At 48.3% G+C, this 19,689-nt stretch carries 20 protein-coding genes and 1 tRNA gene; 8 read left to right on the top strand and 13 right to left on the bottom strand.

The window, feature by feature from the left end; translation table 11 throughout:
- Nucleotides 1-71: 71 nt before the first annotated feature.
- A complete protein-coding gene (locus tag ATH33_RS13595) occupies nt 72-218 on the bottom strand; it encodes a hypothetical protein (RefSeq protein WP_156097769.1) in 147 nt (48 codons plus the stop codon).
- A 202-nt stretch (nt 219-420) separates the two neighbouring features.
- On the opposite strand from ATH33_RS13595, the gene ATH33_RS07385 reads away from it, so the two are divergent.
- The 6 genes from ATH33_RS07385 to gndA all read left to right on the top strand — a co-directional run bounded on the left by ATH33_RS07385 (nt 421) and on the right by gndA (nt 8,138).
- Nucleotides 421-792 (top strand): ArsR/SmtB family transcription factor, encoded by a 372-nt coding sequence (locus tag ATH33_RS07385; protein ID WP_037997750.1) that lies wholly within the window; start codon nt 421-423, stop codon nt 790-792.
- Entirely contained in the window at nt 779-2,890 is a 2,112-nt protein-coding gene (locus ATH33_RS07390) for a heavy metal translocating P-type ATPase (protein WP_049720772.1), read from the top strand. The genes ATH33_RS07385 and ATH33_RS07390 overlap by 14 nt, the downstream gene beginning before the upstream one ends.
- Nucleotides 2,891-3,050: 160 nt before the next feature.
- Complete coding sequence (locus ATH33_RS07395) at nt 3,051-3,770, top strand: GntR family transcriptional regulator (RefSeq protein ID WP_037996607.1); 720 nt, start codon at nt 3,051-3,053, stop codon at nt 3,768-3,770.
- A complete protein-coding gene (gene gntK, locus ATH33_RS07400; RefSeq protein ID WP_049720771.1) occupies nt 3,763-5,298 on the top strand; it encodes a gluconokinase in 1,536 nt (511 codons plus the stop codon). The genes ATH33_RS07395 and gntK overlap by 8 nt, the downstream gene beginning before the upstream one ends.
- Nucleotides 5,299-5,329: 31 nt before the next feature.
- On the top strand, nt 5,330-6,682 hold the full coding sequence (locus tag ATH33_RS07405; protein WP_037996619.1) for a GntP family permease: 1,353 nt from the start codon (nt 5,330-5,332) through the stop codon (nt 6,680-6,682).
- Nucleotides 6,683-6,695: 13 nt separating this feature from the next.
- Nucleotides 6,696-8,138: an NADP-dependent phosphogluconate dehydrogenase gene (gene gndA / locus ATH33_RS07410; RefSeq protein ID WP_049720770.1), complete on the top strand. Its 1,443-nt coding sequence runs from the start codon at nt 6,696-6,698 to the stop codon at nt 8,136-8,138.
- Nucleotides 8,139-8,196: 58 nt separating this feature from the next.
- Here the strand turns inward: gndA and ATH33_RS07415 are convergent, their stop codons facing one another.
- The 4 genes from ATH33_RS07415 to ATH33_RS07430 form a co-directional block, all read right to left on the bottom strand.
- Complete coding sequence (locus tag ATH33_RS07415; protein ID WP_309485134.1) at nt 8,197-9,111, bottom strand: ADP-ribosylglycohydrolase family protein; 915 nt, start codon at nt 9,109-9,111, stop codon at nt 8,197-8,199.
- A 102-nt stretch (nt 9,112-9,213) separates the two neighbouring features.
- Nucleotides 9,214-9,699, bottom strand: coding sequence for a GNAT family N-acetyltransferase (locus ATH33_RS07420; protein WP_037996603.1), 486 nt, complete (start codon nt 9,697-9,699; stop codon nt 9,214-9,216).
- 52 nt (nt 9,700-9,751) lie between these two features.
- Nucleotides 9,752-9,958, bottom strand: coding sequence for a hypothetical protein (locus ATH33_RS07425; protein WP_121874261.1), 207 nt, complete (start codon nt 9,956-9,958; stop codon nt 9,752-9,754).
- A 90-nt stretch (nt 9,959-10,048) separates the two neighbouring features.
- On the bottom strand, nt 10,049-10,627 hold the full coding sequence (locus ATH33_RS07430) for a hypothetical protein (protein ID WP_037996599.1): 579 nt from the start codon (nt 10,625-10,627) through the stop codon (nt 10,049-10,051).
- A gap of 456 nt (nt 10,628-11,083) precedes the next feature.
- Here ATH33_RS07430 and ATH33_RS07435 point away from each other — a divergent pair, with 456 nt between their 5' ends.
- Nucleotides 11,084-11,725, top strand: coding sequence for an RNA-binding protein (locus tag ATH33_RS07435; protein WP_037996597.1), 642 nt, complete (start codon nt 11,084-11,086; stop codon nt 11,723-11,725).
- A gap of 376 nt (nt 11,726-12,101) precedes the next feature.
- Here ATH33_RS07435 and ATH33_RS07440 read toward each other — a convergent pair.
- The 6 genes from ATH33_RS07440 to ATH33_RS07465 form a co-directional block, all read right to left on the bottom strand.
- Nucleotides 12,102-12,192, bottom strand: a tRNA-Ser gene (locus tag ATH33_RS07440).
- A gap of 109 nt (nt 12,193-12,301) precedes the next feature.
- The gene (gene tadA / locus ATH33_RS07445) at nt 12,302-12,784 is read right to left on the bottom strand and encodes a tRNA adenosine(34) deaminase TadA (protein WP_037996612.1); all 483 of its coding nucleotides are present in this window, start codon (nt 12,782-12,784) and stop codon (nt 12,302-12,304) included.
- Between the two features lie 83 nt (nt 12,785-12,867).
- Complete coding sequence (locus tag ATH33_RS07450; RefSeq protein ID WP_037996594.1) at nt 12,868-13,296, bottom strand: Fur family transcriptional regulator; 429 nt, start codon at nt 13,294-13,296, stop codon at nt 12,868-12,870.
- Nucleotides 13,297-13,320: 24 nt separating this feature from the next.
- Entirely contained in the window at nt 13,321-14,187 is an 867-nt protein-coding gene (locus tag ATH33_RS07455) for a metal ABC transporter permease (protein WP_037996592.1), read from the bottom strand.
- A 35-nt stretch (nt 14,188-14,222) separates the two neighbouring features.
- The gene (locus ATH33_RS07460) at nt 14,223-14,966 is read right to left on the bottom strand and encodes a metal ABC transporter ATP-binding protein (protein ID WP_037996590.1); all 744 of its coding nucleotides are present in this window, start codon (nt 14,964-14,966) and stop codon (nt 14,223-14,225) included.
- Nucleotides 14,947-15,891, bottom strand: coding sequence for a metal ABC transporter substrate-binding protein (locus ATH33_RS07465; protein ID WP_121874262.1), 945 nt, complete (start codon nt 15,889-15,891; stop codon nt 14,947-14,949). Before ATH33_RS07465 ends, ATH33_RS07460 begins: the two co-directional genes overlap by 20 nt.
- Nucleotides 15,892-16,021: 130 nt before the next feature.
- Here ATH33_RS07465 and ATH33_RS07470 point away from each other — a divergent pair, with 130 nt between their 5' ends.
- Entirely contained in the window at nt 16,022-16,642 is a 621-nt protein-coding gene (locus tag ATH33_RS07470; RefSeq protein ID WP_052186801.1) for a poly-gamma-glutamate hydrolase family protein, read from the top strand.
- 14 nt (nt 16,643-16,656) lie between these two features.
- Here ATH33_RS07470 and ATH33_RS07475 read toward each other — a convergent pair whose 3' ends face one another.
- Together ATH33_RS07475 and ATH33_RS07480 are read right to left on the bottom strand one after the other, a co-directional pair.
- On the bottom strand, nt 16,657-18,687 hold the full coding sequence (locus ATH33_RS07475; RefSeq protein WP_170151244.1) for a YhgE/Pip domain-containing protein: 2,031 nt from the start codon (nt 18,685-18,687) through the stop codon (nt 16,657-16,659).
- Between the two features lie 90 nt (nt 18,688-18,777).
- Nucleotides 18,778-19,380 carry a TetR/AcrR family transcriptional regulator gene (locus ATH33_RS07480; protein ID WP_037996586.1) on the bottom strand — a complete coding sequence of 201 codons (603 nt, stop codon included), beginning with the start codon at nt 19,378-19,380 and terminating at the stop codon, nt 18,778-18,780.
- Nucleotides 19,381-19,689 lie beyond the last annotated feature (309 nt).

Raw genomic sequence — 19,689 nt, forward strand, 5'->3', positions numbered from 1 at the left:
GATGAAAGCCGGTTGAAGTCGTGACAGCCCCTCTTTTCCTCTTCACGACATCGGAAACGGACCTTGCAGTTTCAATCCTCCCCGCCGGCTTTGACAGTCTGATCGAGGATCCGGATCAGTTCCCGGCTGTATGTTTCCAAATCCACTTTTTGCATGAGACCTGAATCCAGCATGTATTCTCCGATTGATCCCTGAATGACGTGAACCATCACATCCAAATGGAAGTCTCCAAAAACTCCTTCTTTCTGCCCTTCCCTAAAAAATCAAAAAGGAACATTCCAAACATGGATCCAAAAGATATTCAAAAGGATATTTGAATCTATGCCGCTTGGTGTTATCATATAATCAAACAATCATTTGAATATTTGATGGTAAAAACCGGCCTGTCCCCGATATTTCCAAAGAAACGAGGTGCCATCGTTGAGTAAAGACCGTTGTGAAATTTATTGTTTTGATGAAGAAAAAGTCGAAAGAGCCCGGTCTTCCCTGAAAGACACAAATTTCAGCGATACGTCACAAATGTTTAAAGCTTTGGCTGACCCGACCCGCTTGAAAATCGCTTATGCTTTATTAAAGGAAAGTGAACTATGCGTTTGTGATGTGGCCAATATCATCCGGTCTTCGCCGGCAACCGCCTCCCATCATTTACGCTTGTTGCGGAATATGGGCCTGGCCAAATACCGGAAGGAAGGAAAAATGGTTTTTTATTCACTGGATGATGATCACGTCAAAGACTTGATCCGGTTGGCCTTTGATCACAGTAAGGAGTTACGCGAAAATGGAAACCAATGAAGCGAAAAAAATTTACCGTATTCACGGGTTATCCTGCGCCCATTGCGCTGCACAATTTGAGAAAAATGTTTGCAATCTGCCCGGTGTAAAAGATGCCAAGGTAAATTTCGGGGCTTCCAAGATCACGGTGCTTGGCAATGCCACCATGGAAGAAATTGAAAAAGCCGGCGCCTTTGAAAACTTGAAAATCTCACCGGAGCATGAAATCCCGGGTGAAAACCGCCTTTCATTTTGGAAGAACAAAGCGAATTATCCCGTCTTTCTCTCTGCTTTCTTTCTGATTGCCGCCTGGATCTTGAGCCGGCAATCCGGCGAAAATCTTCCCGTCATCCTCTTGTATGCGGCTTCCATCCTCACGGGAGGATACCGGTTGTTTATCCACGGTTTGAAAAACCTCATCCGATTTGAATTTCAAATGAATACCCTGATGACCATTGCCATCGTCGGTGCCGTCGCCATCGGAGAGTGGGGGGAAGGCGCCATGGTCGTTATTTTGTTCGCCATCAGTGAAATGCTGGAATCATACTCCATGGATAAAGCGCGCACATCGATTCGCTCGCTCATGGATATCGCACCGAAACAGGCCTGGATTCGCCGCAACGGGGAAGAAAAACTCATTCCCGTCCAGGAAATTGAAACGGGCGACATTATGCTGGTCAAACCCGGGCAAAAAATAGCCATGGACGGGATGGTCATCAACGGAGCTTCCACGGTCAACCAGGCCGCCATCACCGGCGAATCCGTTCCCGTGGCCAAAAGCACCGGGGATGAAGTGTTTGCCGGAACCTTAAACGAAGAAGGATTCCTGGAAGTGCGGGTGACCAAACGGGTTGAAGACACCACCCTGGCCAAAATCATTCATTTAGTGGAAGAAGCCCAGGCCGGACGGGCTCCGGCGCAAGCCTTCATTGACCGGTTTGCACGGGTGTATACCCCGGCGATACTGGCTGCCGGCATTCTTTTGGCCATCCTCCCTCCCCTGATCTTCCGGGCAGACTGGAGCGAATGGATTTACCGGGGGTTGTCGCTGCTTGTTGTCGGATGTCCCTGTGCTTTGGTCATCTCCACCCCGGTTTCCATCGTCACGGCCATCGGCACGGCCGCACGGAACGGGGTGCTCATCAAAGGCGGAATTCACCTGGAATCCGCGGCCAAACTCAAAGCCATCGCTTTTGACAAAACCGGCACCCTGACCAAAGGGACACCGGCAGTCACGGATTTCGTGCCGCTTTGTTCAAGGTCCGCAGAAGAACTGCTTGCCATTGCGGCAGCGATCGAAAAAAACTCCCAACATCCGTTGTCGTCAGCCATTCTCAAAAAAGCGGAAGAATGGAATGTTCCTTTCGGCTCCCGCGTGGTGGAGGATTTTTCCTCGCTGACGGGAAAAGGCGTGCGGGCCAAAGTGGACGGCATCCTTTACGAAATTGGAAATCCAGGGTTATTCCGTGACCGGATGCCCGATGATCTCAAAGATCGGGTCCAATCGCAACAAGCCCAAGGCAAAACCGTCATGTTGATGGGGAACGAAGAAGAAATCCTGGCTTTGATCGCTGTTTCGGATGAAATCCGGGAGTCCGGGCAAAAAGTGATTCAAAAATTGCATTCCCTGGGAATCCAAAGAACCGTCATGTTAACGGGAGACAATGCTTCCACGGCACAAGCCATCAGCCAAAAACTGGGGGTCAGCGAAGTCCGGGCAGAGCTTCTGCCACAGGAAAAATTGAAATGGATCAAGCAGTTGCAACAAGAGACCGGATCCGTCGCCATGGTGGGAGACGGCATCAACGACGCCCCGGCGCTGGCTGCATCCACTGTCGGCATCGCCATGGGCGGAGCCGGGACTGACACGGCGCTGGAAACCGCAGATATTGCGCTGATGGGGGATGATCTGGAAAAACTCCCGTTCACCATCCGACTGAGCCGGAAAGCCCTAAACATCATCAAGCAAAATATCACGCTGGCCATCGCATTGAAATTAATCGCCCTTTTGCTGATCATTCCGGGATGGCTGACACTTTGGATGGCCATTTTCGCGGATACGGGAGCCACCTTGCTGGTCACGTTAAACGGGCTCCGTCTGCTTCGCAACCAAAAATGAATAAAAGAGGCCGGATGGTCACACCCTGATCTTATTGATAGATCAGGGTTTTCTTTATGAAACATTTGTTTCTTCCCACCAGACCGAAACCGTTTACAAACCAACCGTTTCCTGGTAGGATACTTGTATACAAGTATTCAAAACCAAAAGAGGTGATGATTTGAAAGGGCTTTATCCGGAAAAAAGACTCGCAAAGTCCTCGATCGGCCAACAAGTGGCTGCCGATTTGCGAATGAGGATCCTTTCCAGGGATCTTAAAAATGGAACCGTTTTATCAGAAAACCGGCTGTCTGAGGAATACAACGTCAGCCGCTCCCCCATCCGGGAAGCATTGAGGATACTGGAACGGGAAGATTTGGTGCAATTAAACCGGATGGGCGCCAAAGTGGCCGGCATCACGGAAAAAGACATTGATGAAATTTATGATGTCCGGCTGATGATGGAATCTTTTGTTTTTAAAAACTTATTGGAGCGGGAAAATAATGATTCTCTGCTCCGGGAACTAAATAAAATCCTGGAAATGATGAAGGTTGCCATCAAATACAAAGATGCCGATGAATTTTCGTTTCGGGATATCGAATTTCATGAAACAATCATCCGGTCCATCCAACACCGGTATCTTTTCATCCTCTGGTCCAATATCAAACCGGTGATGGAATGCCTCATTTTGCTGGACATGCGGCATCGGATGAAAAACAACGATGCGGATTTTGGCCGGATTATCCAAAACCACCAACTCCTGATCCAGTCCATCGAAGAAAAGGACATGCGATTGGTTGAAGAAGCTTTTTACAAAAACTTCAGAGACGTAAAGAGAAAATCGGACGGATTGTGGACAACCCCGGAATTTTTAAAGAAAGCGAATGAGCAATATGAATGAGAACAAATGGATGATGGGTGTGGATATCGGAACCACCAGTACGAAAGCGGTATTGTACAAGGAAAACGGAGAGATTGTCGCATCGGAAAACAACGGCTATCCATTGTACACACCGGACAGCCACACTGCCGAACAAGATCCGGAAGAAATCTTTGAAGCCGTTCTCCTGTCGGTTCGCCATGTCATGAAGAAGTCGGGAATCAACCCCGAGAATTTGTCGTTTATCGCCTTCAGCAGCGCGATGCACAGTGTCATTGCCGTCGATGCCAAGGGACACCCCCTGTCACGCTGCATCACTTGGGCCGACAACCGCAGTGCAAAATGGGCGGAAACCATCAAAACCGAACGGGACGGTCATGCCATTTACCAACGAACCGGAACCCCGGTCCATCCCATGTCCCCGTTATGCAAAATCGCCTGGCTGGAACATGATGTGCCGGAAATTGCCGTCAAAACCCATAAATACATCGGGATCAAGGAATATGTGTTTTTCCGTCTTTTCGGCGAATACGCCGTCGATGTTTCCATCGCCTCGTGCACCGGGTTGATGAACCTCGAATCAATGGACTGGGATCCGAAAGCGCTTCAAGTCGCGGGCATCACGGAAGAAAAATTATCTCGGATTGTCCCGACCGGGGAAGTGTTTACCGGATGCAACCCGTCTTTTGCCGAACAAATGGGAATCCTGCCTGAAACCCCGTTTGTCATCGGTGCAAGTGACGGCGTCCTGTCCAATCTGGGGGTTGGTGCCGTCAAAAAAGGGGAAGTGGCCGTCACCATCGGAACCAGCGGCGCCATCCGGACCGTGATCGACAAACCCCAAACCGATCCCAAAGGCCGCATCTTTTGTTATGCATTGACCGAGGATCACTGGGTCATCGGCGGCCCTGTCAACAACGGCGGCATTGTGCTTCGCTGGATCCGCGAAGAACTGGCCGCGGCGGAAGCGGAAACGGCAAAATCGTTCGGCATGGATCCTTACGATGCCTTGACCAAAATTGCCGGCCAGGTCCAACCGGGAGCAGACGGGCTGCTGTTTCTCCCCTACTTGTCCGGGGAAAGGGCGCCGCTGTGGAACGCGGATGTCCGGGGCTCCTTTGTGGGTCTCACCCTCAGCCACAAAAAAGAACACCTGATCCGCGCCGCCCTGGAAGGCGTGCTATACAACCTGTACTCCGTCTTTCTGGCTTTGGTGGAAGTCATGGATCATCCCGTCACTTCCATCAGGGCAACCGGCGGTTTTGCAAGATCCGAATTGTGGCGGCAGATGCTGGCAGACATCTTTGACCAGGAAGTGATCATCCCGGAAAGCCATGAGTCTTCGTGCCTGGGGGCCTGCCTGCTCGGGCTTTACGCTTTTGGAAAAATCGACTCCTTTGACGTGGTGACTGAATGGATCGGCAAAACCCATCAGCACAAACCCGTTCCTTCCCATGTCCGGGAGTACCGCAAATGGATCCCGGTCTTCATCCGCCTTTCCCGGGTTCTGGCACCAGAGTATAACCAATTTGCCACCCTCAAACCATAACGGATGGGAGTGAAAACCAATGCAAAACATGTTGCCGCTTTTGATTGTGGCACTCGGCATCATCTTTTTGCTTGTTTTGATCACCAAGTTCAAACTCAACACATTTATTTCTTTGATCATCACTGCCTTTGCCGTCGGGCTGGCGCTCGGTATTCCATTGGGTAAAATCGTCGAATCGATTGAAGGCGGAATGGGAGCAACCCTGGGCAGTATCGCTTTGATTTTCGGACTGGGAGCCATTCTCGGAAGATTGGTCGCCGATGCTGGCGGGGCCCGGCAAATCGCCGTGACGCTCATTGGCCGGTTTGGCCAAAAACGCATTCAATGGGCAGTGGTCATTTCATCCTTTATAATTGGAATTGCCCTGTTTTTTGAAGTGGGGTTGGTGCTGTTGGTGCCAATTGTATTTCAAATCGCCAAGGAATCCAAAGTTCCCGTTTTGTATTTGGGAATTCCGATGGCGGCGGCCCTTTCGGTCACCCACGGATTTTTGCCCCCGCATCCCGGCCCGACCGTGATTGCCCGGCAGTATGATGCAAATATCGGAATGGTGCTGCTTTATGGAACCATCATTGCCATTCCGGCCGTGATCCTTGCCGGACCGTTATTTGCCCGGTTGGTCAAAAAAATCAGCCCTGATTCTTTTCATAAATCGGAAGCGGAACAAATCGATTCCCTTGTCAGCAACAAAGAAATTCAACCGGAAAAGCTTCCCGGATTCGGAATCAGTGTTTTCACTTCCTTGTTGCCCGTGATTTTAATGGCCATTGCAACCTTGGTTGAACTCCTTCAGGATTTGGGGGTGGCAGGCGACAACCTGTTCTTTGACGCCATCCATTTGGTCGGAGAACCGACCACGGCTTTATTGATCTCCGTATTGCTCGCCGTCTATACCATGGGCATCAAGCGACACATTCCGATGAAACAAGTGATGCAATCGGCAGAGGAAGCCGTCCGTGCCATCGGGATGATGCTGCTGGTCATCGGCGGCGGCGGGGTCCTGAAACAAGTTTTGATCGATGGCGGTGTGGGAGACTCGGTATCCGCACTGTTTGCCGGCAGCCACATGTCGCCGCTTTTGCTGGCTTGGTTGATCGCCGCCATTTTGAGAATTGCGCTCGGTTCCGCAACGGTTTCTGCACTGACCACTGCCGGTCTGGTCATTCCCTTGATGCAAGGAGCCGATGTGGACCCGGCCCTGATGGTTCTGGCAACCGGCGCCGGCAGCCTGATCGCTTCCCACGTCAATGATGCCGGTTTTTGGATGTTTAAAGAATTCTTCAATCTGAACATAAAAGAAACATTTGCAACCTGGACTTTGCTGGAGACCGTCATCTCAGTCACCGGTCTGGCAGGAGTCCTGATTCTCAATCTGTTTGTCTAAAGGGTGGAATTCAATGAAGAACAGCATAGGTGTTTATGGTTTAGGTGTGATGGGGTCCAATTTGGCCAGAAACATGGCCAATCACGGCGAAAATGTCGCCGTCTACAACTACACGCCGGATCTGACCGACAAATTTGTCAGCCGACATGCACACAGCCGGATCGAGGCTTATTATGAACTGGAACCCTTTGTCCGTTCCTTAAAAAGCCCGCGCAAAATCTTTCTGATGGTATCCGCCGGGGCGGCAGTCGATTCCGTCATCGAATCCCTTCTGCCTCTTTTGGATCAAGGGGACATCATCATGGACGGCGGAAATTCCGACTTCCATGATTCCAACCGGAGATACCGGGCTTTAAAAGAACGGGGAATCCATTTCATCAGCGTGGGCGTCTCCGGCGGGGAAGAAGGTGCATTAAACGGTCCGGCGCTGATGCCAAGCGGCGACAAAGAAGCTTACCGCCAAGTGGCCCCGATCCTGGAAAAAATCGCTGCACAAGTCGACGGAAAACCCTGCTGCACCTACATCGGCCCTGAAGGTTCAGGGCATTATGTCAAAATGGTGCATAACGGAATCGAATATGCGGACATGCAATTGATTGCCGAAGCCTGGCAATTCCTCCATCAAATCGTCGGGCTTTCCATCCCGGAAACAGCTGATGTATTTAAGTCCTGGAATGAATCGGAACTCAAAAGCTACCTGATCGAAATCACCGCAGAAATCCTTTCCAAAACCGATCAGGAAACGGGAAAACCGATGGTGGAAGTGATACTGGACAAAGCCGGGCAAAAAGGAACGGGGAAATGGTCCAGCCAGGATGCGCTGAACCTCGGCGTTCCCACCACCATCATGACCGAATCGGTCTTTGCAAGATTTTTATCTTCCTTGAAAGAGGAAAGAATCCAAGCCGAATCCCTTTTGGAAGGACCTTCCCCGTCGGGAGAAGAAGCCGACAAGGCATACTGGATCGAACAAGTGAAGCAAGCACTTTTCATGGGGAAAATCTGCGCCTACGCCCAAGGGTTTCAGCAATACAAAACAGCTTCCGAACAATACGGCTGGTCGCTTGATTTGGGGGACATCGCTCTGATCTTCCGCGGCGGGTGCATTATCCGGGCCGACTTCTTAAACCGCATTTCCGAAGCCTACGAGGAAAACAAAGACTTGTCCAATCTGCTTTTGGCTCCTTATTTCTTGGAAAAAACCAACCGCTATCAGGCATCATTGCGGAAAGTGGTCATCAAAGGATTTGAAAACGGCCTGCCGCTGTCGTGTCTCAGTTCGGCCCTCGCCTTTTACGACGGATACCGGTCTTCCACCGGTTGTGCCAACCTGATCCAAGCCCAACGGGACTACTTTGGTGCACACGGCTTCGAACGCACCGATCAACAAGGAACCTTCCATGCCGGCTGGATGGAACCCGGAACCGTCATCCCATCCGTTAAAGTAAACAAATAGGACGCAAAAACCCCGACCGTTTTTTCACGGCCGGGGTTTTTTACAACAGAATTTTTATTCAAAATCCGGGAGTTGCAGCGCGTTCCGGTGAAGCCTTTTCCGTTTCGTTTTTTCGTACTTGCCACAGCTGTTCCGCCAGGGATGCCAGCTCTCCTTTGATTAAAATCGCTTCTTTATATTGCGGGGGAATGGATTCAAATCCCCAGTAAAGGCCGGCAAGACCGCCGGAAATAGCTGCGATGGTATCGGAATCTCCCCCCAGATTGGCCGCCTCTTGCACCACTTCTTCAAAAGAAGAGGCATGCCACAACAGGTACAACACCCATTTGAAGGTATTTTCCACATAGCCGTTGGGCGGAACTTGGGGTTTCTCTTTGACGGCCTCAGCATATCGGGTGTCTTGAATCTCCTCTTCCAACGCCGTTTTCAGGGATTCCCCGCAAAGAACCCGGTGAGCGATGCGATTGTACAGCACACAGGCTTCTGAAGCCAAATCATCATAATGCGTCATTTTCGATTGCAAGCGGCTGATTTCCGTGATTTTGGCCGGATCACCGTACACGAGGGCAACCGGCAAACAGCGCATCAAGGTTCCGTTCCCTGCACTTCTTCCGCTTAACACTTGATGGGCCTTTTCCGCTGCTTCAAACCAGTCCCCGTCGTAACAATCATATGTTGTGCGAATGATGTTCCCGATGTCCCGGGGATTCTTTTCAACCCACTTTTTGATCTCATCGCCAATCCATCCCAACGGATTGTCCGGGTTTTTCATCAACCCGTTGGCCACGGCAATGGTCAATTCCGTATCATCGGTCGTTTCCCCCGGTTTTAGATTCAGCCATCCTCCACCGGTGATTTCGGTCAAATATCCATATTGCTCCTCAATTTCCCCCCGGCTCATAAATTCGGTGGTCGCCCCCAATGCATCCCCGATTGCCACTCCGAATAAACCGCCTTTGATCTTATCCAGCATCTTCATAACTCCCTAAGCAAAACTTAAAAGTCTCATCATTCATTTTAGCGCAGAGCGGCCCCTTCCACATGTTCATTTAGCATGAGTCTTGTGACAAATCTTTTAAATCAAAATATCCTTTTTCATCCGGACCGTTCTTAGATCATGTCCGAAAAAAGGCTCTGTGTACACTTTCACCACCCGAAACCCCTTGGCTTGATAAAAGCAAAATCCCGTTTCATTGCCGGATTCCACATCCACGAGCCACGCTTTGGCCTGTTTCAGCTTCCCAAAAGCCGATTGGAACAGCCGGGTCCCCATCCCTTTTCCTTGGAATTCAGGCAACACATAAATCGCATCAATCACCGCCATCCTCCCTTTTTCCGTCACCTGAATAAAACCGGTTGCTTTTTCTCTTGCCACGGCCACCAAAAAAATGGATTCTCCGATTCGCCGCTTCAGCATTTCATCGGAATAAGCCACGGACAGAAACTGTTGCCGGACCGGTTCCGGAATCAGGTTTTCATACGTATGATGCCAGGTAATGCGGGCAATCTCACGAATCGCGCCGATATCGGAAAAAACAGCCGGACGAATTTGAACAGCCACACTGTCACCCCCCCTAAAATTTCACCTTGGCACCAACGATGCACACACCCTGTCAACTGCAAAACCGAATAAACTTATCCCACTGGTCATCACTTAAGTAAAAACCGTCCGCTCTTTGCTCAAACGTGATATTCTTTTTCTCCATGCATGGAACATGGGCCGACAAATCCCCCCGATTGGTCATTTTTTCTTCAGAACAACCTGCCACTCCCGTCAGCAGGAACGTACATACCAAGATCATCGATACTTTTTTCAACATCACATCGTTCCCCCATGTTGTTCTCGTGAAGCTGCTGTCATCCGTCACATGATAACATACCGACGCCGGGGGAACTCCCAAGCGATCGCTTTATACAGTCACAAAGCCGCTTTTTTTCATTATGTATTCGTGAAACTCCGTAAGCCCTTGGTAATCATCAACCGGCACTGGTATGCGCGGTTCCAAACCGATGCGGATATACATGCCGTCTTCTTTTGCTTCTTCGTACGGATACCTTTTAAGCAACCACAACGCATTTTCCTTGAAATCCGCGATATCCGAAGCAAACGAGCATCCGCTGTAAATCATACCGATTTTTCTGCTTTTCATTTGTTGATACGCTTGAGTGTTTCCTTTTCTTTTTTCCCTCATCATTTGGACATAAAAACCGACAGCTCGCGGCGGGAATCCCAAAGTCATCCCCAAAATGCGGTCTGTGTCCGCTAACGAAAAAGTGCTTTGTTTCAACTCTTCTTCAAACCGGTGACGCATGAAGTCGGTTTGAAAAAACAAATAAAACCGGTTACCGGACAATAAGTCGTAATCACGATGACTCACATGCGGATAGTTCGCCAATAAAAAATTCAAGTGCTTTGTCGTCTGTTTCAAGCCGAGTATTTCCAAAAATGCAGGCTTGTATCCCTTTAAAAAAGCATCTGCCGTTTTCAATGGACTTTGACTCCTTCAATGGATGTTGCTAATACTTATTCCACAGGATCATTCTTATTACCTTGGTATAAAAAGAAAACTCCCGCTGTGCGGGAACAACTCATCCCTCATATTCTTCATAATCACATTCGTCACAAACCACATATCCGTCTATGGTTTTATGCAGCTTCCCTTCTCCACAACGGGGACATGTTTTCAAACCGGGGCTTATCTCTTGAAAACGGCTCACGCCAACACACCTCCTCCTTTATTATATATAAAATTCAATCATTTCTGTATATTATTAATAAACTTGGAGAAGATTTGAATAAGACGCGACCCAATTATCAATCTGTAATTGGTATAAAAATAAGAATAACAATAAAAATCAAATTAAATATCATCTATATAAAACTCTTGAATATTTTTATAAATCTAGTGATAATAGAATTAATTAAGTGTAAAGGAGCTTAATATATGAAAAAAATTTTTATGTTATTCACATTACTAACACTAACAATTAGCTCTTTCATTCCTTCTTACAGCCATGCAGCAGGAATTAAAATGAGTGATGCAGAGCTGGACAGTACATATGAGGTAGTTGATGGAGATGAACTAGTAACAAACTTGCCGAGCACTGGGGAAAGCCTAACACTAGAACAACTCTTTCAAAAATACAATTTAGAACCCGCAACTAATATCCCTCAAGGAACAGAAGTCATTAAATTTGATAGTGTTGAGGCAGCTGATAAATTCTTTACAAAAATCAATAAGGACGCTGAAAACCCAATAATCGAAGACTCTTCATTTAGTACCCTTGCGTTAGGAACAACTCAAGTAAGATCTGTATCGTTTGGATTCTCAAAAATTAATCTTTATGCCGATATTACTTGGAATAGTAATAAAATAATTACAAGCTGCCGTGCTTGGACAACACATACAGGTGTGACTTTTTCTCTTGGGTGGGACCAAAAATATGCTTATTGTACTCCAACAAGCGGCTCAAGAACCACTATGGTAAAAGGTGGAGGAACAGGTAAATGGGTTGTATTTGTTCAGGGAGTCGGAACCGTTTACTCTAAAGACATCAATATTCACTATGGATATACTGTACCGTAAAATTTCAATATACTCCACCATAACAAAATCAACAGGAGTTGGTTAAAATATTTAGTATCGCTACTCTTCTGTACCAGACATTGATGTTTGTATTTGGCATTGTCATCATTGGGGCCATTATTTATTGGGTGAAGAAAAAAAACAAGTAATGCTGTGTAAAGGGGATTCGTCAGAAGGAATCCCCTTTACTTTTATATATTCACCAAAAAAAGAGGCGAGCCAAAGGTCACCTGAAAGGAGGAAATGAAATCACCTGTAAAAAATCGCACTCTATGTTAACAACTAAGAAAGTATCCTTCAATCCTATACTGTCTGTCTTGTCCATTTTGAAAGCAAAACAAAAAAAGAGCTCCGCTGTTGCGAAGCTCTTGGCGTTTGGCGGAGAGGGTGGGATTCGAACCCACGGTACGGGAAGCCCGTACAGCGGTTTTCGAGACCGCCTCCTTAAACCACTCGGACACCTCTCCAAGATGATATCCTGATCATACAGTTGTATATTGTACAGGAGAAATGGATGTCTGTCAAGGGAAAAAGAGAAAGAGGAATTGCCGTGAGTTTTGTGGATATGAGCGGCAATCAGGATTTTTCCTGCATTTTTTGTTCTTTTTTCCGGCGGCGGAGTTCTTTGAAGAAAGAAGTCAGGATGGTGCTGCATTCTTCTTTCATGACTCCGGTGATCATTTCGGTTTGGTGATTGAACCGCCCGTCCTGAAGGATGTTCATCAAGGTTCCGGCACATCCGGCTTTCGGATCTTCTGTCCCGTAGACCACGGTGTCGATGCGTGCTTGGATGATGGCGCCGGCACACATGGGGCACGGCTCCAGGGTGACGTACAAGGTGCAATCATTTAACCGCCAGCTTCCCGTTTTCGCGGCGGCCTCGCGAATGGCGATCATTTCCGCATGGGCGGTCGGGTCATTTCCCGTTTCCCTGAGATTGTATCCGCGTCCGATCACTTCCCCGTCTTTGACAATCACCGCCCCGATCGGGACTTCGCCAATTTCTCCCGCTTTTTTCGCTTCGGCCAGCGCTTCTTTCATATACGTTTCATGATCCATTCCGGACTTCACCTCCTTTGTGGACCGCCCTTGCAAAAAAGGACCTGCCTTTTCTTGCAAGTCCCAACCCATCCCATTTCTCTCTATTGTGTTGTCTGCTCTCCTCCGCAATCGGAACAAATCCCGTAAATCTCGAACTTGTGTCCGGTAATGGCGAAGTTTTCCGGCTCCCCCAAAATGGAATGCATCGGGCAAAGCTGGATGGCACGGGTCCGTCCGCACTCCGTGCAAATGATATGATGATGGTGTGAATCCCGGTCACAGTGAAAACGATACCGCCTTTCCCCGCCCCATTCCGTTCCTTCGATGATGCCCAACCGTTCAAAAAGGGAAAGGTTCCGGTACACGGTGTCAAAACTGAGCCCGGGAAAATCTTCCTGCATTTGGTCCAACACTTCTTTGGCTGTTAAATAGCGTCCTTCTTCCCAAAATATATGCATCATGGTTTCCCGCTTGCCGGTATATTTATATCCATTTTTTTTCAGCACTTCCAATGCTTGTTTTAAATCCATCCCTCTCTCTCCTATTTTCCACCATTACTTTCCCTTTATTTTATAATAAATTCTTCCCGTTTTCCTCGTCATTTTTTTGAAACACAAAATAAAAAGCCAAATGATCAGCGAAACGATGACAATGGTTCCTCCCGAAGCCCAGTCCAGATAATAAGCGGCAATCAGTCCGCTGAATACGGCCAACTCCGAAAAAAGCACCGACCAAAACAATGCTTCTTTAAAGCTTTTCGCCAGTTGCAACCCGGCCGCCACCGGAAGCGTCATGAGGGCGGAGACCAATAAAATCCCGACCACCCGGATGGAAGCCGTAATCACGAGCGCCACGATCACCAAAAACAAAAAGTGCAAGGTTTTGCGGGGAATGCCTGTTAAAACGGCATGTTCCTCATCAAAGGCAAGGGCAAACATCTCTTTGTAAAAGATCAGGATGAATAAGACCACGATTCCCCCGATGGCTGCCATAAAGCCCAATTCCTCACGGGTAACGGCCAGGATATTTCCGAACAAATACCCGGCGATATCGACATTGAAACCGTCCGCCGCACTGATGAGCACGACGCCCAATCCGATTCCGCCCGACAACAAGATCGGGATGGCGATTTCTTCAAAGGATTTGTACAAGCGGCGGATTTGTTCCACCAAAACCGAACCGGCGACGGCAAAAGCCATGCCGACATAAAGCGGGTTGACCGCATAAAAAAGCGGCAGCTCTTTTTGCAACAGCATTCCGGCCGCCACCCCCGACAGTGTGATATGGGACAACGCATCGGCAATCAAAGACATGCGCCGGACCACCAAAAATACGCCGACAAGCGGTGAAATGAACCCGATGATGATTCCGGCATAAAACGCGTTTTGCATCCATTCATATTGTAAGATCTCCATCATCATAGGAAAAAAGCTCTTCCCTCCCTGTCTTTCTCCGGTCAGACGCCCATCAGTTCATATTGATAGGCTTTGCTCAAAATTTCCTGCTGTCTTTGTTGAAACTCCCCGGGATCGCCGTGAAAGATCAAGCGCCGGTTGAGGCAGGCCACCTGATCCGCCAACCCGGACACCGCTTGAAGATCGTGATTCACCATCAGCAAGGTCAAACCCTCTTCCCGGTGAAGCCGGTTTAACAAATCATAAAACTGTCCGGTTGTTTTTTCGTCCACCCCCACGGTAGGCTCGTCCAATACAAGGAGCTCCGGTTCAGCCACCAATGCCCTGGCGATAAAAGCCCGTTGCTGCTGACCGCCGGACAGTTTGCCGATGCTCCTGTTTTGGACGGACGTCAAACCGACCAGATCGATGGCATTTTCCACCTGTTCGATATGTTCTTTTTTCAGCCGCCGAAATAACCCCAGTTTTCCATACAAGCCGGATTGAACCACTTCTTTCACCGTGGCAGGAAACATCGAATGGAAACTGTTCGCTTTTTGGGAAACGTAGCCGACATTCAGCCGGTCTTGCAGTTTGGAGACTTCCTCGCCTCTTACCCGGATGCGTCCTTGCCGGGTTTTTAAAAAGCCGAGCAGGCACCGGACCAAGGTCGATTTGCCCGATCCGTTTGGCCCCACGATCCCGAGGAATTCCCCTTCCTCCACAGTCAAATGGATATCTTCCAGTACGGGTTGTTCCGCATAGGCATAATGTAAATGCTCAATTTCAATCAGAGGCGTTTTCATCTGTAGAAGAAACCCCCAATGCTTTTGCAAGGTTTTCCTTATTTTCACGCATGACACTAAAATAATCCTTCCCTTGCTTCATTTCCTGTTCCGTCAATCCTTCCAGCGGGTTTAAAACCAGAACTTCGGCTCCGGCTTCCTTTTTCACCACATTGGCAATCCGGTTGCTGACCAGGGTTTCAAAGAAAATCACATCAATGTCATGGGATTTGACTTGTTCCACCACTTGTTGAAGTTCTTTGGGGCTCGGTTCGTCGGAAGGACTCAGTCCGGAAACGGCGATTTGCGTCAGTCCGTAACGCTTCGCCAGATAGGAAAAAGAGGCATGGGAAACGGCAAACTCTTTTTTGGCGGCTTTCTCCGTCATGTCCCGGTATTCCCGGTCCAGTTGATCCAGCCCGGCGGCCAACGCTTCATAATTTTTTTCATAGTCCTTTTGGTGTTGGGGATCCAGCTGAATGAGGGCATCCAAAATTGCCGATGCCTGCTTTTTCGCCAACATCGGATCCAGCCACACATGCGGATCGGTTTGTCCCCCGTGTTGATCATCACGGAGCAGGGATATCGGTTTGGATGCTTCGACGATTTTGGTTTTCTCCGGATTTAACATCCGGCTCACCCGCTCGATCCACGGTTCAAACCCGCCGCCGTTATAAACAAATAAATCCGCTTCACTCATTTTGCTCATATCACGCGCTGTGAATTCAAAGTCATGCGGCTCAACCCCCGGAGGCACCAGATTGGTCACCACCGCATGCTCGCCGCCGATTTTTTTCGCAAAGTCGTAGAGCGGGTATATACTGGTATACACTTGTATTTTATCCCCCGGCTGTTTGGCCTCCTTTTCCGGGGTTCCCGCCGAACAGCCCGTGAGCGCAAGGACCGTGAAAAGAATCCAGCACACGGCGCTTTTCAGGTGTTTCATGTTATGGATCACCTTCTCAAGACAAAATTCGTTCACAGATCTTTTTCATTATAACCCCCTTAGACATCTATGTAAATCGTAAATATTACGATTTAAATCTTTTTCGTTCCAAAGGAGAATTCTTTTCAAAATGGATAAGTATGCGAATTATAAAGAATTGTCGGCACATCAGCAAATCGGAAAAGACTATACGATTCACATTCAGTATGCCCTTCCCGACATCGTGATTTTAGCCATTCACGGCGGGAGGATTGAAGCCGGCACCAGCGAAATTGCCCGGGGCATCGCCGGCGAAAGGTGGAGCTTTTATGATTTCCGCGGGAAAAAAAAGAAAAATAACCGGGATCTCCACATTACTTCCACCTGTTTTGACGAACCGCGCGCCTTGAACCTGGTGGCCCATGCCTCCCGTGTGGTCACGGTTCACGGAACCAAAGGCGACAAACCGTTCGTTTATCTTGGCGGCCGGGATGAGGCGTTGTTGAAAAAAACCCGGCTTTACCTGTTGGATGCATCCTTTCCGGTCGGTGTCACCCCCGGCCGTCTTAAAGGAACAGACCCGAAAAACATCGTCAATCGCGGCGCCCGTGGCAAAGGACTGCAAATCGAACTGACCCGGGGCATGCGTTCGGAGCTTTTCAAGGATTTGAGCCGGCCCGGAGGAAGTGAGCCTTCCCCCCGCTTTCAACCGTTTGTGGAAGCGATCCGTTCCGCCATTCACAGTCTTCCCCAAAAAAAGCGTCCGGATTAATCCGGACGCTTTTTTTATGCTTTGCTCCATTTTAATTTGATTTGCTGCACGCCTTTTTTCAGCAACGGTTTTCCGATTTGAAGGTGGAACTGGGTGATCACAATCGCCGCGGTCATAAACGCGAGCAAAATATACATGCAGTGTTCCACGATCTCCATGTTTCCGCTGGACAAAATCGCACGCAATCCCTGAACGGTGTAAGTCATGGGCAAATAATCGTGGATCGTGCGGAAAAACGAAGGCAACAACTCCACCGGATATGTCCCGGCACTGGATGCCAGTTGCAGCATCAAAATCCCGATTGACAGGAAGCGGCCCACATTGCCCAAAAAGACATTTAACATATGGTTCAAAGCGATAAAGGTGATCGACATCACGATACTGAACAGATAGAGCCATCCCGGAAGTTCCGGCTCGATCTTCAGGCCCCAGATGATGGCCGTGATAAGCAACACTGCCTGCCCGATGCCGATCAATCCGGCGGCCGGCACGGAAAGCGGCTCTTTGCGGTGGGAAAACACTTGATACAAATCGACCACGGTAAACAGCAACATGGCGCCCACCCAGAGCGACAAAGAGATAAAATACGGGGCAAATCCGGTTGCATAGTTCGGTACATCATGATGAACATTTTCCTTTATCTGTACCGGATCGGAAATCACTTCTTCTTTTTGTTCCGAACCTTGAAGTTGGTCTTTGGCTTTATCCACCCCGTCACTCAAGCCTTGGGCCAACTCACTTTGTCCGGACTGGATTTTGCCCAATCCTTCCGACAGTTTTCCTGCTCCCGTTTCCAGCTGTCGGATGCCGCTGACCAGCTGTTGCTGTCCGTCAGACAGCTGGGAAGTCGCCTGAACCAACTGGCTCGCTTTTCCTTTTAACTCCTTGGCTTTCGCCACTGCCTGATCCACTTTTTGTGTCAACTGATTGGCATGGTCCGCCACTTTTTGTCTTTCGTTTAAAAACTCTTTCCAATGTTTTTCCCAGTCGGGGATTTTTTGGTCGATCTCGCGGAACCGGTTCATTCCCGATACGTTGCCCGCCTCCGCTTCTTTTAAAGACTCCTTCATGGAAAGAACCGACGGGTCTTGGGCCAGTTCCGGATGTTTTTCGATCAACCGGTTTAAATCCGCTTCGGTTTTTTGCAGATCCTCCGTGGCTTTTTTCACCGACCGTTGCCCTTCCGACAGCGGTGTTTTAAGATCCGGGGGATCCTCAGGCAGCGGAATCCTGGCAAGCTTTTGAATCTCATCATTCACTTGATGAATGATTTGTTGCGCCTTTTCCATATCCTCCATCGGAATCTTGTTGATTTCCTTCTCCGCTTGGGTTGCTTTTTGATTAAACAGTTGCAAATACCCGAGGATTTTGGAGGCGCCTTGATCCAACTTGGATAAGCTGCCGGTAATGGTTTCGGAACCGGATTGGGCATCCCCGGTTTTTTCCGCCAACAAGCCGGCCCCGTTTGCCGCTTTTTGCAATTCTTCCACTGAATCCGACAGTTGCGCAAAAATTTGTTCCACGTAAATTTTGCTTATCTTTTCATCCAGGTTCATCTCCAATTCCCGTTTGATGGAATCCCCGATCGTCCCGGACAAATAGTTGTTGCTCTTATCCACGTGATACTCCAACTGCCCTTTCAGCGGTTCCGGAGAATCCACGGAAACCACGGCTTGCGAGAAGTTCTTGGGGATGACGATTCCCATGTAATAGGTCCCTTTATCCAGACCTTCCTCCAGCTTGTTCCGGTCGGTCACTTCCCATTTCACCTTGGAATCCTTTTGCAGTTCCTCCACCAGTTCATTTCCGACATGCAAGTTCTCTCCGTCCCGAACGGCTCCCTGGTCTTCATTCACCAACGCCACCGGCAGGTACTCTAAATTTTCATAGGGATCATAAAACGCCGACAGGTAAATGACGCAGTAGATCAGGGGGATCAAAAGGATCCCGACCAAACCGAGGCGCATGGGCTTGGATGCCCATAACCGCTCCAAATCCTTAAAACCGGACAAAAACAAAAATTTGTTCTCTTTCCTCCTTTTCATCATTCCCCTCCTCACAGGGATCGCAAAAACTGACTGGTCAGTATAAATGATATTATACTACTCCTATTCGCATAAACAAGTATAATTTCCTTAAAAATATGGCGAATTTTTAATACTGCACAAAACAATGTGCTGGAGACTTTCAATCATTTGCGGAACATCTTTCTCGATTTGTTCGGAATCCAATTCTTCCAAACTATACAATTTTTGTAAAACCACCACGCTGGCCGCCCCAAAAAATGCACTGGCCGCTTCCGGAACATGCTTGACACAGAATTCACCGATCTGGTTTCCTTCCTCCATCACTTTCTCAATCAACTTCAAATATTCGCCAATTTTAATCCGGAACTGATGTTGCCTTGTTTTCGTTCCGAACGCTTCGCTCAACAACAGCTTGGCCAATTTTCCGTTTTGCACATAAAAATGAACCTGATTCTCCACCAATGCCAACAATTGATCCGTCGGCGACTCGTGTAAATCCACATTCCGCTGTGCACTGTCAATCAGCTTTTGGACGCCTTCATTCATCAAACCGACAAACAGTTCTTCTTTGCTTTTAAAGTGATAATAAATGGTTCCCTTCGCAACGCCGGCCGCTTTGGCGATATCATCCATTTTCGCCTGATCAAAACCGCTTTCCGCAAACACTTCAATGGCAGCTTTAAAAATCAAATCCACTTTTTCATGACGCATAAATAAGTCCTCCCAGTTTTCTGTCAATCCGATACAAACCCATTTAAAATCAGTATACGCTAAAACAATAATATATTGAAGTAATCAAACAGAAGTTTAGAAAAAAATAGAATCCCGTCTCCATTTGCGTTATACTACAAATAGATTTTCATTTTTTATTTACCAGCCAAATAAGCTATGTCTTTTCAGAAGACTACATAAGGCAAAAAGAGTCTGTCCCCCACAGACTCTTTTTCCTGCAATCAGGGACCTTTTCATCTTGTTCCAAATCGCAAGGAATAAGGATAGAATATTCTATATAAATCATTT

Origin of the sequence: Thermoactinomyces vulgaris (assembly GCF_003688725.1) — a bacterium.
GTDB lineage: Bacteria > Bacillota > Bacilli > Thermoactinomycetales > Thermoactinomycetaceae > Thermoactinomyces > Thermoactinomyces vulgaris.

Bases quoted from the DNA above. Each gene is read 5' to 3' on its own strand.
- ATH33_RS07390 (WP_049720772.1), top strand. From the start codon at position 779: ATGGAAACCAATGAAGCGAAAAAAATTTACCGTATTCACGGGTTATCC.
- gntK (WP_049720771.1), top strand. From the start codon at position 3,763: ATGAATGAGAACAAATGGATGATGGGTGTGGATATCGGAACCACCAGT.
- gndA (WP_049720770.1), top strand. From the start codon at position 6,696: ATGAAGAACAGCATAGGTGTTTATGGTTTAGGTGTGATGGGGTCCAAT.
- ATH33_RS07415 (WP_309485134.1), bottom strand. From the start codon at position 9,111: ATGCTGGATAAGATCAAAGGCGGTTTATTCGGAGTGGCAATCGGGGAT.
- ATH33_RS07425 (WP_121874261.1), bottom strand. From the start codon at position 9,958: ATGTTGAAAAAAGTATCGATGATCTTGGTATGTACGTTCCTGCTGACG.
- ATH33_RS07435 (WP_037996597.1), top strand. From the start codon at position 11,084: ATGAAAAAAATTTTTATGTTATTCACATTACTAACACTAACAATTAGC.
- tadA (WP_037996612.1), bottom strand. From the start codon at position 12,784: ATGGATCATGAAACGTATATGAAAGAAGCGCTGGCCGAAGCGAAAAAA.
- ATH33_RS07450 (WP_037996594.1), bottom strand. From the start codon at position 13,296: ATGGATTTAAAACAAGCATTGGAAGTGCTGAAAAAAAATGGATATAAA.
- ATH33_RS07455 (WP_037996592.1), bottom strand. From the start codon at position 14,187: ATGATGATGGAGATCTTACAATATGAATGGATGCAAAACGCGTTTTAT.
- ATH33_RS07460 (WP_037996590.1), bottom strand. From the start codon at position 14,966: ATGAAAACGCCTCTGATTGAAATTGAGCATTTACATTATGCCTATGCG.
- ATH33_RS07465 (WP_121874262.1), bottom strand. From the start codon at position 15,891: ATGAAACACCTGAAAAGCGCCGTGTGCTGGATTCTTTTCACGGTCCTT.
- ATH33_RS07470 (WP_052186801.1), top strand. From the start codon at position 16,022: ATGGATAAGTATGCGAATTATAAAGAATTGTCGGCACATCAGCAAATC.
- ATH33_RS07475 (WP_170151244.1), bottom strand. From the start codon at position 18,687: ATGAAAAGGAGGAAAGAGAACAAATTTTTGTTTTTGTCCGGTTTTAAG.
- ATH33_RS07480 (WP_037996586.1), bottom strand. From the start codon at position 19,380: ATGCGTCATGAAAAAGTGGATTTGATTTTTAAAGCTGCCATTGAAGTG.